Raw genomic sequence first — 16698 nt, 5'->3', positions numbered from 1 at the left:
TTGGCACAGGATGCGCGAAGTCGTGACCAGGCCCGAGGTCGGCAGGAATGTACTGGTGCACACACTGGGACGGTACTCAGGCATACGGGAAGCACCGTCTCTCCTCGAGAGATGCCTTGCCTTACGAGACCGTGGACCGGTTGCACTTCCGCCCCGGCCCACCGGACGCCGACTCGTTGGCAGAATCGATGACGCTGACCGGAAGGCAATTGTCACTGCGTACGTCGCAGGCGGTGTAAGCCTCGCCCAGCTTGCCGAACGCTACGGAGTCAGCGACTACTCGATTCGCATGATCCTGCGCAAGGCGGGTGTTCCGCCGCAACGCCGCAAGGTGACGGCCGAGCAGACGGCGCGGGTTCATGAGTTGTCGAATCGAGGTCTGAAACCAGAGGCGATTGCGGCCGAGGTTGGGATGGGACATGCAAGCGTACGACTTATCATCGCAGAATGCTCTGGTTAACAGGGAGAAATATCCATCTCAAACGCAAGCGAAGGCAATACTCGGCCTCTAGCTATCGGAACCACTAGAGGAAAAAATCTCGGAAGCTTCCGTGTAGTCGTCCGCAATCTTTGAACTGCGTCGTACGAAGAGCAGCTCGCCACGACTGTCCCTATCTGTCCAGTAGCGACCCTCAAGACGCTTGGCAGGCGTTCCTGAAATATCGAGCACCGTAGATCCATGATGCATCCGACTGCGATGATCCACGCTTGCCCGTGGGCGGTTCAGGTAGAGGTAGTCGAGCACGGCAGTCCCGTCGGGTTGAGACACCGCGGCCAACGACGAACTCGATTTTGATTCGTCGGTTAGAAGCTTGACGGAAACGAGCGTCGCAGTCTGCCGCACCACAAGGTAGGCAGCCTTAGGCGCGGGACGTTCCCCGGTTTCCGGATTTACCCAGAAGGACGTCAGGGTTCCTTCCCATGTTCCGCGAACGCTGCGTGGCACTCCGGGTATTAGCTGCACCCACGGAATGCGCCACAGCCACAGATCCCAACATGTAAGCAGTAAGGTGGCGGCGAGAACGCCCACAGAGAAGAATCGAAGCCAGCCGATGTCAACCCTACCGCTCGTGATCCAAGTCCCGATCGAGAAAGTACAAAGCACCACGACTGCAACGAATCGAACCAGGATAGTGCGATTCACGACTGAAATCCTAAGTAATTCCATCCCGCCAGCGAAAATGCCCGACCATCTTCCCGGGTCCACTTTTGTGCCGAATGAAACAAGTACTTGCACTCGTTGACCTCAAGCCAGCGTTCAGCATCGACGGATGGCTCCGCGCCATCCAGGTCGTTGTAGAGGTGCACCAAGATTCCTCGCACCACGTCAGTCCACGTACCCCGCATAAGTATGTTGTCGGGGACATTGTACACGAGGCATTCGACAAAGAATGATGGCACCTCACGGTGCACTCCAGCGTCAACCATCACGTTCTCAAGGCGTTTCATGATCCTCACAGCCCTCTTGTATCTTAGGTTAGTGCGAGTGTTTTTATTGTTGCCATTCTCCTTCTGTTGGGCTGGGAAATTCTTGATCGACGATCCATCGGCCTTGAATACCTTAGCGCCATCTCGGTGGCCGCCAGACTTAAAATAGTAGCGATAGTCGAAACATGGAACAACATCTGCGTCGACACGTGCGCGGTTTGAATCGATAGTGAATGCCGTCGATCCCGAAGAGTCAACCTGGTCCGGAAACTTGGCTTCAAGAGCGGACTTCAGCTCCGAACGAAGCTTCGACGGGGTCCAGGGGCCAGTGTAAGGCGATCCTCCCTCCGGTTTGGAGTCGGGCTCCTCTTCCTCCCAATACATGACATCAGTGCATTGGACCGCAATGTCGACATCACTATCTGCACGTACGTTTGTGTTATTGGCGTACGAGCCCTTTGCATAGACCTTGAGCGAGCAGCCTTCGAATCCTGGATGGTCGCTTACCGCCTCGCGGATCATTCGCTCCGTACGGTCCTGTTTTTCCTGCTCTGTCGTACTGGACGGCCCAATCCACCCAGCAAGCTTGTCTTCGAGCGCTGTCATACCCATTCCTTCGCGCTAAGCGGTGCCGCATTCAACTGGTCGCGCCAACCGCGCCAGTCGGGGAGGTGTTTATCCATCAATTTAGTAAACCGTTCTCCGTGGGTTCGTTCGAAGTAGTGCGTCATCTCGTGAACGACGATGTATTCCAGACAGTCGGGGTGCTTCTTGGCGAGTTCGGCGTTGAACCAGATATGTCGGGTCTCGCGGTTGCAGGAGCCCCATTTGGTCTTCATGCGGCGGATCGTCCACTTCGGCACGGTCACGTCGAGCGCCTGCTCCCACTTCGCAATGAGTTCAGGAATCGTCACGTTGCCACTCACGCCGTCTCCCCCGTATCTAGCTTGGTGTTCGCTGGCACGGCATCGCTCAGTACCGCGCGCACCAGCACGAGGGAGATGACTTCGTCGACCAGCTTGCCGAGCTTGCGAATGTTGCCAGACCTATCGGCCAACGGATGCAACAGAGCCTTGAGTTCGCTCGGCTTGATCCGCTCTTTCTCGTCCGCTGCGAGGTTGTCGTAGCGGTCGTCTACGAGCCGGTCGATGACTTGGCGGATCTCGTCCTTCGAGAGCGGCTTGAAGTGAACCAAGGAGTCGAACCGGGAGTAGAGCGCATCTCCGAGTGCCTTGCGGATCTCGTCCTCGGTGCCGTAGTTCGACGTGCAGATGATCAGCGTAGGGCCAACTTCGACGTTGTAATTCTTGTCCTCGAAGATGCCGCCATCGAAGAGCTGGTAGAAGGCGCTGTGGAAGACCGCGTTTGCTTTGTCGAACTCGTCGATCAAGATGACGCCGGACTCGCGGTCGAGTAGATCGCGCGCGAAGGATGCCTCGGAGTGCGTTCCGCCGAACAGGTACGACGCGAACTTGTCGTTGTGGAACATGGAGAACTGCTTGCGGAGGAGCGTGCCGCCGAGCAACCCGTTGACGAACTGTGCGGTCTCGGTCTTACCCACGCCGGACGGGCCGTAAAACATGAGGACGACGGGCTTCGTGCGTCGCATCGTGGTGAGCGGGTACAGCGCCGCGAGCAGTGCGTCCTTGACGGCTGCTTGCCCGACCAGACGACCGGCAAAACCATCGCGAAAGCTGATCAGAGTATCCAGTGTCACCACCGGATACTCGTAGCGCTTCACGTCGGCGGCGAATGCACGTTCAAGTTGCGCATGAACATTGGCCGGCGGGTTGTGTAGATGGAGGTGCCGGGGGTTGATCGATCGGACGAGGCCGGCGAAGTTCGTGATGACGTGCTCGTTCAGGCTGGCGTAATCACTCGATTCAGCCACTACGCACTCCGGCCTTGACACAGCCTCCTCGGAAGGTGGGATCTCGTGCCCCTCGACGACAACGGTATGCCGTCGGTTGGCTTCGTCACGCTCGTAAACGATGTCGAGAAGGCTCGTGCACTCCTTCTTCGTCAGTTGGTCTTCGAACCACGACAGCGGACCGTAGTAGATGGTGACCATTGCGTCACCCGGCATGCTCAACTCCCGCGAGAATCACGTCGTAAACGGTCAAAAATTTCCCGTTCTGCGTGCCCGCGCCATCGACGAGTTCGGCCGCCGTCACGGTGGATTCGCCTCCGCCGCCCGACATCTCGGCTTCCATTCCAAGCGCGTGCTCGGAGGTCTTGCCAACGAGAATGCCGTGGAACACCAGGTTCATGCGGCCGATGTCGGTGAGACCGTAGTTGTTCCGGAATGCTTTGATGTTGAATCGCAGCACGCGCTTGGTGCCATCGGCTCCTTCGCCGAGTAGCTCGTAGTACCCCTTGGCCCCTACGAGCACTTCGTCCATTCGAGCCAGGTCAACCGGGATCTCGTCCATCTTCAACATGACCATGTATGGCGTAAACATCTTCATGTACGCCATCGAATCCTTGGGGGCGGTTACCCGAAGATCTCGCAGCTGAGCCACCCGACGGTCCTCACTTGCCTTAGCGAGATAGTCGGTGAGGATCGTATTTGACAGCGTCTTGCTGAGGATGCTCTTGCCAGCAGCAGATGCCCCAGCCCCGGTGCTGAGTTCGCCAGACGCGCCGAGAAATGGCAGCCAGCTCAGCTTCGCGACGAGACCAGCCTCAACCTTCGCGTGCACGTCCTTGGTGCGCTCCTTGACATCTTCGCTCGTCGCAGCCGTCTTGCCGCCAGCAGAGATGTCCAGATAGTCCGAGGCCGACTCCTCGTCGAAATAGACGATCTTGATCATCGACTCCTGAGGCGTGTCGCGCTTCGTCATATCCTCCACGCTCCCGGCACGGAGACCGCGTAGTCGCCGACGCCGATGGCGGCGAAGTGCTTGGTGGCTGCCTTGATCTTGGCGTTCTCGGTCGGGCGGCGCTTGACCTCGTCGTCGGTGCTCTTGGTCTCGCGGATCATGTAGATCCGGTCCTGGCCGGCCTCGTGCTTGATGATCGCCCAGTCCGGGTTGTAGGGGCCGACTGGAGTGTCGATCTTGAACTTGGACGGCAATTTCATGAACAATTTGACGTCGTCGCGCCCGTCGAGGAGCTCGGCGAATTGGCGTTCCGGTTCGGAGTCATAGACGACGTAGTCGAAGTCCGACTTCTCCGGATTCTGCAGCTTGTACATCTGGTCGAGGAAGCGGTCTTTCTCTTCCTGCCCATCCTTCTGGAGTTCGCGCAGCTCGTAGACGTAGCCGCCGATCTTCTCGTACTGGATACCCTCGGTGACGATCTCGGCGAGCACGGACTGCAGGCGGCCCTTGACCATCTGGATGAAGTCGTTGGGGTTGCCGATGAATTCGGGCAGGCGTCCGCTGTCGAGCAGGATGTCGATGATCGTCTTGCGAGTCAGCGAGGTGGCTTCCTGCAGTTCGGTGATGATGTCAGGCAGGTCGTAGGCACCCTGGAGCGACGCCGACCGCTGCCCTGTCTCGGTGGCCTTGGTGCCGCCGCGGAGGATCTTCACGCCGGCTCGGGTGACCTGGATACGAAGCGGCTGAATCGGCGGCGCCTCCTTGATCGCCTTTACCGTTGCTTCGATCAGACGCTCGCGGTCAACGGCGATGCGGTAGGTCGTGCGCCGCGAGATGGTGCGCCAGAACTCCTCGAACTCGGGGTTGGCGAACAGCTCCTTGTTGAGCTCGCGTGCTTTGCGCTTGGACTGCGGCTTGACGTAGCGCTCGATACTGGAGCGTCCGATGTACTCGATGATGACGTCTTCGTAGGGCCAGTAGAAGTCCGGGACGTGCTGCTTGAGGTCGAAACCGAGCTGTGTCGGCTGGTACGCGGCGGTGATCGTGCCGTCCTTGATCATCCCCGAGGACTCCAACGCCTCGTAAAGCATCTTGGAACGTTCGTAGCCGAAGTACTCCGGGCCGTCGGGCTCGATGTGCTCTTCGTACAGCGGGATCTTGGAGAACTCCTGCGGTCGAACGCGGCCGATCTCGACGCCGGACTTCTCGTACTCGGTCTGCAGCTTCTTGGCGAACGCCTGGTAAGACTCGTTGGCGATGACCGTGAGCTGAGCAATGCTGCGGTCAGCGACACGCTCACCCGTCTGGTCAACTGGAAGACGTAGACCGCGACCGATGGTCTGCCGGCGTTCGACTTCGGCACCCATCTCGCGCAGAGTGCAGATCTGGAAGACGTTCGGGTTGTCCCAGCCCTCGCGCAGTGCGGAGTGGCTGAAGATGAAGCGGACGGGTTCGGCCTCGTCGAGCAGCCGTGCCTTGTCGCGCATGATCAAGTCGTAGGCATCATCATCGGCTTTGGTAGCCCCGGAGGTGTCCTGGAACTTGTCGGCCGCCCCCTTCTTGCCCTTGAGGACGGAGAAATAGCCGCGACGCAGGTCCGCCGGATCTTGCGGGACCAGTTCTTGCCACTGGGTCGACTTGGCTCGCTCCTCGCGGAACAACTCGTCGAACCACTGGACGAACTGACCATTGGCATCAATGTTGTTGACACCATCACCGAGGAAGTTCTCGACCTTGTCGATGAAGAACAGGCTCAGCACCTTGATGTTCTTGCTGGCCAGCATAGTCTGCTTGCGGAGGTGTTCCCTGATGGTTTCGCGAATCATCTCGCGGTATATCGAGTCGGAGTTGCCGCCGATCTCCTCGCCCTGCTGGAGCATGCCGTGCTTGTTGAGGTCCACATACTGGGGCTCGATGGACAGTTCGGTGATCCACCAGCCTTCGTAGGCAGGGTTGTTGGTCAGGTTGGATAGTTCCTGATCCTGCTTGACCTTGATAATCCGACGAGGCGTTGAGCCGTCAGCGGCGCGGACGGCCAGTTCAAGCTTGGCCTCCCATGGGTCGCGCTTGACCTCGATCACCTTGATGTAAGGCGCTGCGTCGGTGCCCTGTTGAGCAACTTCGGCGACGACGATCTGCTTGACCAGCCCGTGATCGTGGGCATCGACCGGATCGAGTCGGTAGACGACGTTGCGCTGTTTGCGGTGTGTGGCCGAGAAGCGAAGCGTGGCGATGGGATCGAGCTCGCTGATCGAGGATTGCGACAGCTTGGATTCCATGTTCTGCGGCTCGTCCATGATGACCACTGGATGAGTGGCCTTCAGGTAGTCGATCGGGCGCAGGCCGTTCAGTTTGTCGCGGGTCTGGTGAATGATGCGGGAGCTGGCGTCGCCTCGGATCGAGTCGATGGTCATGACCATGATCTGCACATTGGTACTGGTGGCGAAGCCCTGTACTTCCTCGGCGGACTTGCCAGAGTAGACCGAGTAGTCGAAGGGATGCGCCGGGTACAGCTCGCGGAAGTGCTGGTGCATCAGCTTGATACTGGTGGTGACGCCTTCCTTGATCGCGACGCTCGGTACGAGGATGACGAACTTGGTGAAGCTGTATGCCTTCGCCAGCTCGAAGATCGTCCGCAGGTAGACGTAGGTCTTGCCGGTTCCGGTCTCCATCTCGATATCGAAGTCGAGGGAGTTGCCGGCTAGTTCTTGGAGGACTTCCAGCCCGTTCTTGTCCTGGACGGCTTGCAGGTTGTGCAGGATCGTCGAGCCGTCGAGTACGAGGTTGTTGCCGACTGCCCCGATCTCTTGCGTTAGGTCGAGGTCGAGCGCTGACTGGTTGGTCGCACCCTCGATTGGCGCGCTTCCGCGCAGCTTGGTGACGAGTTCGTCAGCATCCTTCGGCTGGCCGTCGAAAAGCCGCACCAACGACCCGATCGCGTCGAGCTGGTACTGCTGCTTGGCGTCAAACTTGAATTCCATCAGGCAGTCCAGAGCTCCACGCCCTTGCTCTTGCAGAGCTGGGCAAGGTTGGTCTTCAGCTCGTCATCACCCTGGAAGGCGTCTTCAAGGATCACGAAGCGCGCAGGCTCCTGGTCGATTACTTCGCGCAGTTGGTCGAGCTTTGGTTTCGTGTGCTCGTCGAGGTAGGCCAGCAGTAGGCCGTCACCAACGGACCGCACGTGCAGACCTGCCACGTCCAGTTCCGATGACTTCTCGGTAAGCGAGTAGCCCTGCTTCAGGAGAAGCTCGGTCAGGAGGGCGTCCGGAGTGGCGTAGTCTGCGGCGCTATCGCGCAGTTCGAGCAGGTGCTGAGTCAGCGCATCACGCTCGACGTCGCTGGAAGCTCGCCACTTCGAGAAATTCGTATCGGCCAGCGTGTACGCGCGATAGCCAACGTCCAGAGCGGTTGCTCGGTCGTTGAGCGTCTCCGCCAAATGCTGCGCCAACGCGTCGCCTGCAGCATCAATACGACGCCGTGTAATCGCCGAGATGGTCATGTAGCCCTGCTGGTGCGCTTCGGACTTCTCGGGAGTCGGTTCGGGGAGCTGTACGACGACGAATCGACGATTGCCACCGTCCTCTGCATTGGCGGCGAGCACTGCCTGGGCCGTCGTTCCGGAACCCGCAAAAAAGTCCAGCACGAGATCGTTGGGTCCGGTCGCGAGCGTGAGCATACGACGAATCAGCCTGGTTGGCTTGGGGTTATCAAACAGACCACCAAGGCCGAGTTCCTTTATCTCGTTACTAGCCTCATGGTTATGACCCACTTCCTCATATCCCCAGATCGTCACCGGAGTTACTCCGTCCTTGACCTCCGAGAGGAAGCTCTTGCGTGACGGCGTTTGCCGCCCGTCAGCTCCAAACCAGATCTCGCCTCCTTCGTCCATGCGCCGCATCGACTCATCGTTAAAGCGGCGATAGGTGCCAACTGGCGGAGCCCAGGTCACCCCGTTGGCGAAGGTGTAGCCGCCCGTATTCGAGCCACTCTTCGCGTGTAGAGGGGTCGCCTTCCAGCGACCTTTCTCGTGCCCGTCGGGGTTGGAGTAAGCCTTGAGCTGCGATGCCTCACGCGGAAGTAGGTTTAGCGACATCCCGTCCTTCTTCCGGGCGTAGCACAGGACATGGTCGTGGTTATCAGAGAACCAGCGAGCGTCGTTCGCACGCGTGTACTTCTTTTGCCAGACAACGTTCGCGACGAAGTTAGCTTCACCGAAGACCTCATCGGCTGCCTTTCGGAGGTGTGCAACCTCGGCATCGTCGATCGTAATGAATACGACGCCGTCATCGGTCAGCAAGTTACGAGCAAGCTTGAGGCGCGGGTACATCATGTTCAGCCAGTTGGAGTGATAGCGCCCTTCCGACTCACTGTTGGTCGAGAGCTTCTTGCCCTCTTCATTGACCTGCTTGGTCCACTCGAGGTAGGTCTCCAGACCCTCCCGGTAGTTATCCGGGTACACGAAGTCTTTGCCTGTGTTGTACGGCGGATCAATAAAGATCATCTTTATCTTGCCGTGGTAGTGCTTCTGCAGGATCTTGAGCACTTCGAGGTTGTCGCCCTCGATGAAGACGTTCTTGGTGGTGTCCCACTCCTTGCTATTCGCCTTGTCGGGGCGCAGTGTGGCGGTCGTGGGTTCCTGAGCGGCGCGTAGGGCGCGCTTCTTGCCCGGCCAGAACAGGCCGAAGCGTTCGTTGCTGTCAGCGGCATCGCCAGCGAGGAGTTCGGTGAGCTTGGCGACATCAACCTTGCCATCTGCGATGGCTTCGGGCACCAGTTCCTGTAGCTTCTGCGCCAGCTCAGTCTGCAGGTCGGGCGTCTTGCTAGGGATCTCGTAGATATCGTCAGTCATTCAGTTTATCCTCATTATTATCGATTGCTTCAATTTTACTATTTATCACCGCTTTTGATAAGCGTTGCGTTTATGTGGTCACTCTCCAGCGGATAGCGAACAGGTCTTCTATTTCTTGCTTACCTTGAAGCGACTGCTCGATGAGGTCGAGATACTTGTCGGTTTCCTCGCGCAGCTTGATCCGGTCACTGCGGGCGCGATCATCCTCGTCTTCGGCCTTCTGCGACCACCGGCGTGCTTCCTTTTTGTGGCGCAACTGCTCCATCGGGTCGTCGGTCACCCGCGCAGCCTTGCGACTTTCCTTCTCCTTCTGGCGGTACTGACGGATCAGCGCCTCGGACTCGGCCTTGCGGTCGAGGGAGTTGCGGTACAGGATCTCCTCCTGCTGGTCGTAGTAGCGGGCGTTGCGCGCCTGGACTTCCTTCTCGAACTGCTCGCGCTGAGCGTCGAGGTGCGGCGTGAACGGCGACTCGTCGATCATGCCAAGGGGGTCTGACACGTTCGTGCACGCCAGGTCCATGAGGTCGGAGACGTACTCGTGGTCAAGCCACTGGCCGTCATCAGTGAGGATGCCTGCGAAAGAATAGGCCTCGGAGATGTCCTCGTCGCCGGCCTGCACGCGGAAGGTGACGACCTTGCTGACGAGCTGACCGCTCTTGCCGGCAAGGGCCTTGACCGCCGTACTGGCTCGCTCCGATCCGGAGATGCTGAACGTCAGCTCGCGCGGTGGCGTGGCGGTGGTCTTGGACTGGTCCATGACATAGCCCGCCAATGGGCTGGCGAAGCGGTACTGGTGCGCGTGCGCTTGCGGTTGCGACTTGAAGTGGTAACGACCAGTCTGCGCGCCAGACACAGGCGCAGTGTGGAGATCGAACACCCGCCCGTCACCCTCAAAGGTGGCGTCGTCGGCTAGCTGGTACCTCGTGACTGCGAGGAGGAGTCGCTCGAACTTGTTGAGCACCTCACCCGACTGGGCGTCGTAGGACTTGAGGCGGTCCTGGACGTTGGGGTCAAGGTTGTCGAACACCTTGGCCTTGGCGGTAGCCATCTCCTTGGAGATCTCGCCATGGAACTGCTTCTCGAGCTCATTGAAGGCGAAGTCGATGTCCTCTGCTGTCCGGCACCGGTTCAGAATGTCAGAAATGCGCTTCTCGAAGTCGAGGCCGTCTTCGATGGTGCCGAGCACCTCGTCACTCGCCCCGAACACACCCTGGAACAGGTGGAATTTTTCGTCCAGCAACTCAAGAATGCGCTGCTCGGCGAGGTTGCCCTTGTTGGAGAAGTTCACGACGACCACGTTGTGCTTTTGGCCGAAGCGGTGGGCGCGGCCGATGCGCTGCTCGACGCGCTGGGGGTTCCAAGGCAAGTCGTAGTTGACGACCATGGAGCAAAACTGCAGGTTGATGCCTTCCGAGGCTGCCTCGGTGGCGATCATGACGGTGCCCTCGTCACGGAAGTAGTCCACGAGTGCCTTACGTCTGTCTGCGGCGAGTACACCGGTGATGACGTCGCTGCCTCGGTTCTTCTTCAGCCACTCCTGGTAGATCTCGGTCGACCGAGGGGAGTCGTTCTGCCCGTTGAAGAGAACCAGGCCGTCACCGCGGCCGGCCTCTGTCAATGAGCGGGCGATGTACTCCTGTGTGACCGTGGAGTCGGTGAAGATGATCGCCTTCTCTGGCGCGCCAAGCTCTCGTAGTCGATCGAAGCCGAGGTCGAGGGCGTGGTTGAGCTGAACTGCCTTCTCGTTCACGGTGATCGACCGTGCAAGTGCGGCGTACTCCCTGAGCTCACGGACTTCGTCGCGCATGAGTGCGATGTCGTCCTGCGAACTGCGTCCTGAATCCTGGCGAGCCGGTTGGTCGTCGAACTCATTAGACTCTTCGTCTGTGAGGTCGGCATCGATGAGGAGACTGTCCGTGCGCGGTTGAGACCCGCCAGCGGCGATCTCGGCTTCCAGCCGATTGGCGATTCGCTCCAGCGTGCTCGCGATGGCGTAGGTGGATGACCCGAGGCGCTTCCGGATGATCAGTGCACTCAGGTGTCGCGTGGACTTCGAGAAGGCATAGAGCTCGTCGCGTTGGAGGTAGTCGTTGACGAGTTCGTAGAGTCGCTGCTCGTCAGCTGAGGGTTCGAAGCCAACAGTGATCGGCAGTCGCTCGGTGAAACGGATGTACTTGTCCGCGTCGCGGCGAAGCGTGCGCTTGCTGATCTGCGCAACACGATCACCGAGGTCATCGAATGCAGCCGTCTCGCGATTCTTGATGTAGCGCTCACGGAATGCGTCCAGCGAGTGAAAATACTCGGGGTCGAAAACTGAAACGAGGCCGTAGAGCTCTTCGAGCTTGTTCTGTAGTGGCGTTGCGGTAAGCAGAACAGTCTTACGGGCACTTTCAACGATGTTTGCGACAGCGCTGGCAACCTTGGCTCGACCATTCCAGAAGCTGCGCAGACGGTGTGCTTCGTCAGCGACAACCAAGTCCCACGCACGAATCAACGAAGCCTCGTGTCGTTGGGCGAATTCGTAGGAGCAGATCAGGACCTCGGGATTGCTTCCCGCGTTCAGGAGGCGGTCTTTGGTCTTGGCGTCGAGTAGCGAGGACGGAATGAGGAATTTCTCGTACAGCTCCTGCTGCCACTGCTGTCGCAGGCTCGATGGTGCAACGATCAGGATGTTGCGCTTGCGCTCGGCCCAGTACTGGCTGATGACGATGCCAGCTTCGATGGTCTTACCGAGACCAACCTCGTCGGCAAGGATGACGCCCTTGAGGAACGGTGTCTGGAGGGCGAACAGCGCGGCATCGATCTGGTGCGGCTTCGGCTCGACCTGCGCGTCAAACAGGAGGCCGGCGAGCTTGCCAACGTGGTCGCTGGCGTAGCTGCGCTGAAGCTCGTGCGCGTAGTACTTGGCCTGGTAGTCCGTGAAGCCATCGATCATCCGGCGACCCCCGACGTGACTACGGTCTTGCCACTGGTAGCCGCCCATAGCGTGTTGCCCATGGTGTCCTCCGAGCGCATGTGCGGGAGGACTCCGCGACGCGCTCCCGAGACTTGGTGCCGCACTCTACCCGCAAGTCCAGCCGCCCAGCGGTAGGGCGAGCCCACGGCGTGTTGGCACGCCTCCACGAACTCGTGAACCAGTGCAGGGGATTTCAATAATGTACATAAATTGCCGACCATTATTGATTCAATTATATCAAATTCATGATGATTTAAGAATCTCCCATGAGTTGATACGCTCAAGTTGCCGTTGACGCTGACGACGTCACCAATTCCATGCAATTCCGCTGAACAGTCCGCCGTACTGGTCGTGGGTCTGCAATTGCGCGGCCTTCGATTCCGTGAGGTCGATCCGTTTACCCGCATTCGGCTCACCAGGGCGTTCGAAGAATGTCAGGCGTTCGTAGCTCCAGGCCTGGTGCGGCGTCGGCCCTCGGAACTCGACCTCGATCGTGGCGGTGAGGGTGCGCTCGTGGAACGCTCGCGACTCTTCGACTATCGCCTCGGGCTGGCCGTAGTCATCGTCTGGAACCAGCCGGAACCGCAGGTCGTAGGTTCGCCCCCGCTTCATGGGGCCGTTGTGCCAGAACTGGTGACTGAAGCTCTGTCCCGTGCGGACGGTTTTCACTGCGAAGTCGCCCTCGGGGATGGGGCGGCCTGGATAGGAGCTGCTGATCGCGATGTAGTCGGCTTCGTCGAACAGTGCCATGAAGCGGTAGTGCTCGCGGGTCTCCTGCCACTGTCGATCGACGACCAGCGTCGAGACGTGAACGGACTCCTGGATGATTCCGTTGTGCATCTCCGGTATTCGGGCCGAAACCGGCGACTGCGTGTACCAGCCAGTCAGTAGCTGGACGCGCAGGTGTTCGATCGCTGCATCCTCCCGATCGGCGACGGTGTCGACCTTGCGGTTGATCGTGCGGCCGTAGCGTTCGCGTCGCTGCCGGAGCACGGGTAGATCGACGTAGTCAGGCGCGAGACCGTACGCGGCGAGCAGTGTGGCCGGCTCGGGACCTCGCAGCGACTGAATCGCCGAGACGAACCGGTCGCGCAGGTTGTCGAACGGCTCCTCACACCCCCCGAGCACGTGACGGAGCGTGCCCGCGTTGACGATCCGCTTGGCGGTGAACCCAGGCCCCTTGCGCATGAACAGCAGGTCGTCGGTGAGATCTGCAGCATCGTGCTGACGCGCATCGTCCACTCGCCACCTCCTGAAGTGAGCGTACTGGTGCGCAGACCCTCGTTCCGATTCCTTTCCGATTCTCTCGATGTCCCGCGCCTCGTTGCGACGGTGTTCGTGTCAGTGCAACAGCCTGGCGAACTCCGATTCACCGAAGGGGGCTCGTGCCATGTCGGCCATCGAGCGCTACACACAGCAGTCCATCGTTCCACCCCCGTCCGCGCCTGGCGGTCGACTCTCGCGTCAGACGGCGCGGGAGTTGGCTGCGATCGACCAGTCGACCGAGCTCCGTTCGGCCGCGATCGCCGCCGCCGGCGAGGTTCAGCAGGCGAAGGTCGAAGCCATCGCCCGTACTGGCGCCTGCGCCATGCAGCAGGCAGCCCTGGTCGCGCAGGTGCAGCAGCAGCTCGCTCTGGCCGTGCCGGCCGCGTCCGGTGACCTGGACTTCATCAAGACGATGGCGGTCATCGGCATGGGTCAGGCGGTCGCAGATACCGCCCGGGAGGTGAACCGTCGATGAGCGTCGTCGCGGTCCTTGCGGTCCTCGCGCTGACTGTGTTCATCGTGCTGCTGATCGGGGCGCGTCATGTCTTCGTACAGATCGAGGCCGATCGACGGGCGGAGATCGCGCGAACACGTCGGGCGCAGCGGCAGGCCGAGGCGCGTATCAACCGGATGGCCGCGTCGGCGATTCACCAGATGATCGACACGGCGCACCGTAACCGCATCGATCCACCGCCGCAATAGATCGGAAGGTCTGGCCGAGCGCGTGCCTGCGCTCGGCCAGACCGAACGGCCACAACACTTCTCAACCTCTTCACGCCGATGAACACGTCAAGGAGTCACGTCATGACCACCTCTCACCCTACGGCGTCAGATCTGCGCGCCAGCCGCGCCGAGTTGACCCGCTTCGTCCGCGAACAGGCCGACCTCACGATTCGAGAGTTCGGCTTCGGCTGGGTCGGCGTCGCGGCTGCACCGAGCACCTATCAACAGCTGCGCGGCGCATTCGCCCACTCGCAGGAGACGGGTGATCCGCTACCGGTGAGCAGCCTGTTCTGTGAGTCGACGATCTACGAGTCTCCGGAGGACAACATCCGGTTCCGCTACTACCACGACGTGCACCACGTGCGCCTGGGGCTGAGCTTCAACCTCGACGATGAGCTGGAGCTCGCCCAGTGGCACCTCAACGAGTTGACCCTGGCCGGGTTCGGCAAGGGCAGTCTGCCGTACGAGCTGCTGACCGCGGATCTGGTGGGTCAGATCTTCCTCATGGGCGTCATCGGGCGGTTTCCGTTCGACCAGAGCCGCTTTGTCGCGACCTGTCACGAGGCTGGGCTGGTATCGGGTCTGCTCGCCGAGATTCGGCGATTGCCGTGAGTGGCGGCGACCCTGGCCGTATCGGCGGTCGATTCCTGGAGGCGTGCGTCGGCGTACTCCTGGCGGCGATAGCCCTCTACGCCGCGATCAGCATCCTGCGGGCGATCTGGCTGTACCTGTGCATCGTCGTTCTGGTCGTCGGCGTCGGAGCACTCCTGTGGTGGCGGATCTCATCGAAGTACCGCGGCTGGTGATTCCCCGTGGCAACTATTCCGGTCGACGTTGTGGAATGGTCAACAATGGCAATTTGCTATTGCAATTCGCGTCAGTTGGGTTCATAGTCTGCCGCACGACTCGCATTTCTATTTCGAAACGCAATACGAAAGTCGGTCCATCACGTAATTCGGGAAGGAGGTAGATCCATGTCAACAACACATCACGACGACGAGAGCGTGAGTAAGAATGCGCCCTATCGAGCGGATCGGAGGGCTGCGGAACGGGCGGATATCAAACGCGCCCGGCGCAGCCGACGGATCATCGTCCATTCCGAACAACGCGAGCAGCCCGACGTGCGCAAGATTGCGCGAGCGATCATCGGCTCTTCGGATTTCAGAGTGCGTTGATCCGTTCTTCGAACTGACCTGAATGTAGAAGTGACCGCAAGATGTAGTGCTCGAGGTTGCGGAATCCTTGGGCGATGCCGCGGAGGTGTTCAAGGCGGCCATTGACGGCTTCGACGGGTCCGTTGGAGACGCCGGTGTCGAAGTAGGCCAGGATTTCGGCTCGGCGGGCCCAGAGACTACGACCCAACTGCGCCAGTTCAGCCAACGCGGAGGGCACGCCCTGGTGGATTCGTTTGAGCGTTTTGTACATAAGCTTCTTTCCCTCACGACGCTCGCGATGCTCGTAGGCCGCTATCAATTGTTGATAGACCTGATGGGTCACCTCGACCGCTACGTGGTCATCATGGCTGGTCAACGACTCAAAGAGGCGAATCTTCTGCTTGTCAGTGAGCAGGGTGGTTCGGGTGTGCAGGATCCGCCGGATCCGATAGAGCGGATCGCTTTTGCGTCCGCGGTGACCGCAGGTCAGTTGCTGGATCCGTTGCCGGCACAAGTCCAGTTTCGCTCCGGCTAGGTGCACCACATGAAACGGATCCATCACCACCCGAGCCTTCGGGAGCTGTTCGGACGTGGCGGTTTTGTAGCCGGTGAACCCATCCATCGCAACAATCTGGATGCGGTCCTGGAAGGCCTGATCACGGGCGGCGATCCAGGCCTTGACCGACTTCTTCTCCCGGCCAGCGATCATGTCCAGCAGGCGTGCCGGGCCTGTTCCGTCGATCACCGGTGTCAGATCTATCAACACCGTCACGAAGCTTGGGTCCCCTTGTCCGCGAACGTGTTTCCACTTGTGCTCGTCGATCCCGAGGTATCGGACGTTGGCGAGGTGGGTGCTGCCGTAGGCCAGGTCTCGGCAGGCTTGCAGGGCAATCCTGTTGACCACTTTCCAGGCGAGGGAGAGATTCTTGGCGACCGCGGCAACGCTCATCTTGTCGGTCGCGATGCGTTGCAGGATCCACCGTGTGGTCCTGGCGGTGACCACTGCCCGCGGGGCGGCGATGTGCTCGATGTTGGCCCGAAAGATTGTTCGCCGGCACTCGCTGGTGCTGCACAGGTAGCGCGGCACGGCGATGTGCAGTCGCACTGGGTACCCGGCGGTGGGAATGTCGGTGAGGACTCGGTCGGCGTGATCGCGTAGTTGACCTGCAATGTTGCAATCGGGACAGTGCGGATCGGGGTCGAGAACTCGAGCAAAGATGTGGGTGTCGTTGTGGCGGTCGACGGCGGCGTCGGTGATCGTGAGGCCGAGTTCGACGGTTCGGCAGATCGTGTCGGCAACATCGCAAGTATGCTCGCTCATTGGGTCCTGATTGGTGTGTGTGGCTGTTGAGGAACTTCCATTTCACACCACAGGGCCCGCCTACATCTTGTGGTCAGCCCGCCACGTCACAAAGCGCCCCTACGCACTCTTAGATTCGAAGAGCCCGATCATCGCCATGGCAATGGCCGATGCCGAGCGTGAGGCTCAAGCTCAGGCCG

General features: G+C 60.0%; 15 protein-coding genes. 4 read left to right on the top strand and 11 right to left on the bottom strand.

Going from position 1 to position 16698, the window contains the following annotated elements; all coding sequences use genetic code 11:
* Window positions 1-121: 121 nt before the first annotated feature.
* The 10 genes from AC1L34_RS09505 to AC1L34_RS09460 all read right to left on the bottom strand — a co-directional run bounded on the left by AC1L34_RS09505 (window position 122) and on the right by AC1L34_RS09460 (window position 13297).
* A complete protein-coding gene (locus AC1L34_RS09505; RefSeq protein ID WP_480034722.1) occupies window positions 122-421 on the bottom strand; it encodes a hypothetical protein in 300 nt (99 codons plus the stop codon).
* An 87-nt stretch (window positions 422-508) separates the two neighbouring features.
* Window positions 509-1144: a Cap15 family cyclic dinucleotide receptor domain-containing protein gene (locus AC1L34_RS09500; protein WP_480034721.1), complete on the bottom strand. Its 636-nt coding sequence runs from the start codon at window positions 1142-1144 to the stop codon at window positions 509-511.
* A complete protein-coding gene (locus AC1L34_RS09495) occupies window positions 1141-2034 on the bottom strand; it encodes a nucleotidyltransferase domain-containing protein (protein ID WP_480034720.1) in 894 nt (297 codons plus the stop codon). The genes AC1L34_RS09500 and AC1L34_RS09495 overlap by 4 nt, the downstream gene beginning before the upstream one ends.
* Window positions 2031-2354, bottom strand: coding sequence for a M48 family metallopeptidase (locus tag AC1L34_RS09490; protein WP_480034719.1), 324 nt, complete (start codon window positions 2352-2354; stop codon window positions 2031-2033). The genes AC1L34_RS09495 and AC1L34_RS09490 overlap by 4 nt, the downstream gene beginning before the upstream one ends.
* A complete protein-coding gene (locus AC1L34_RS09485) occupies window positions 2351-3514 on the bottom strand; it encodes an AAA family ATPase (protein ID WP_480034718.1) in 1164 nt (387 codons plus the stop codon). Before AC1L34_RS09485 ends, AC1L34_RS09490 begins: the two co-directional genes overlap by 4 nt.
* Complete coding sequence (locus AC1L34_RS09480; protein ID WP_480034717.1) at window positions 3504-4271, bottom strand: DUF6414 family protein; 768 nt, start codon at window positions 4269-4271, stop codon at window positions 3504-3506. The genes AC1L34_RS09485 and AC1L34_RS09480 overlap by 11 nt, the downstream gene beginning before the upstream one ends.
* Entirely contained in the window at window positions 4268-7231 is a 2964-nt protein-coding gene (locus AC1L34_RS09475) for a restriction endonuclease (RefSeq protein ID WP_480034716.1), read from the bottom strand. Before AC1L34_RS09475 ends, AC1L34_RS09480 begins: the two co-directional genes overlap by 4 nt.
* Complete coding sequence (locus AC1L34_RS09470; RefSeq protein WP_480034715.1) at window positions 7231-9099, bottom strand: site-specific DNA-methyltransferase; 1869 nt, start codon at window positions 9097-9099, stop codon at window positions 7231-7233. The genes AC1L34_RS09475 and AC1L34_RS09470 overlap by 1 nt, the downstream gene beginning before the upstream one ends.
* A 70-nt stretch (window positions 9100-9169) precedes the next feature.
* Entirely contained in the window at window positions 9170-12034 is a 2865-nt protein-coding gene (locus AC1L34_RS09465; protein WP_480034714.1) for an SNF2-related protein, read from the bottom strand.
* Between the two features lie 327 nt (window positions 12035-12361).
* On the bottom strand, window positions 12362-13297 hold the full coding sequence (locus AC1L34_RS09460; protein ID WP_480034713.1) for a hypothetical protein: 936 nt from the start codon (window positions 13295-13297) through the stop codon (window positions 12362-12364).
* Window positions 13298-13445: 148 nt separating this feature from the next.
* On the opposite strand from AC1L34_RS09460, the gene AC1L34_RS09455 reads away from it, so the two are divergent.
* The 4 genes from AC1L34_RS09455 (at window position 13446) to AC1L34_RS09440 (ending at window position 14850) form a co-directional block, all read left to right on the top strand.
* The gene (locus AC1L34_RS09455; protein WP_005208774.1) at window positions 13446-13796 is read left to right on the top strand and encodes a hypothetical protein; all 351 of its coding nucleotides are present in this window, start codon (window positions 13446-13448) and stop codon (window positions 13794-13796) included.
* On the top strand, window positions 13793-14023 hold the full coding sequence (locus tag AC1L34_RS09450) for a hypothetical protein (RefSeq protein WP_480034712.1): 231 nt from the start codon (window positions 13793-13795) through the stop codon (window positions 14021-14023). Before AC1L34_RS09455 ends, AC1L34_RS09450 begins: the two co-directional genes overlap by 4 nt.
* Before the next feature lie 102 nt (window positions 14024-14125).
* On the top strand, window positions 14126-14656 hold the full coding sequence (locus AC1L34_RS09445; RefSeq protein WP_480034711.1) for a hypothetical protein: 531 nt from the start codon (window positions 14126-14128) through the stop codon (window positions 14654-14656).
* Entirely contained in the window at window positions 14653-14850 is a 198-nt protein-coding gene (locus AC1L34_RS09440; RefSeq protein ID WP_480034710.1) for a hypothetical protein, read from the top strand. Before AC1L34_RS09445 ends, AC1L34_RS09440 begins: the two co-directional genes overlap by 4 nt.
* Before the next feature lie 355 nt (window positions 14851-15205).
* On the opposite strand, the gene AC1L34_RS09435 is transcribed toward AC1L34_RS09440, so the two are convergent.
* A complete protein-coding gene (locus AC1L34_RS09435; RefSeq protein ID WP_480034709.1) occupies window positions 15206-16519 on the bottom strand; it encodes an ISL3 family transposase in 1314 nt (437 codons plus the stop codon).
* Between the last annotated feature and the right edge of the window lie 179 nt (window positions 16520-16698).

The sequence above is a fragment of the Gordonia sp. 34D genome, from assembly GCF_056682775.1.
Note: the sequence above shows the minus strand (reverse complement) of the source record. Positions and strands in the feature narration are given on the sequence as shown.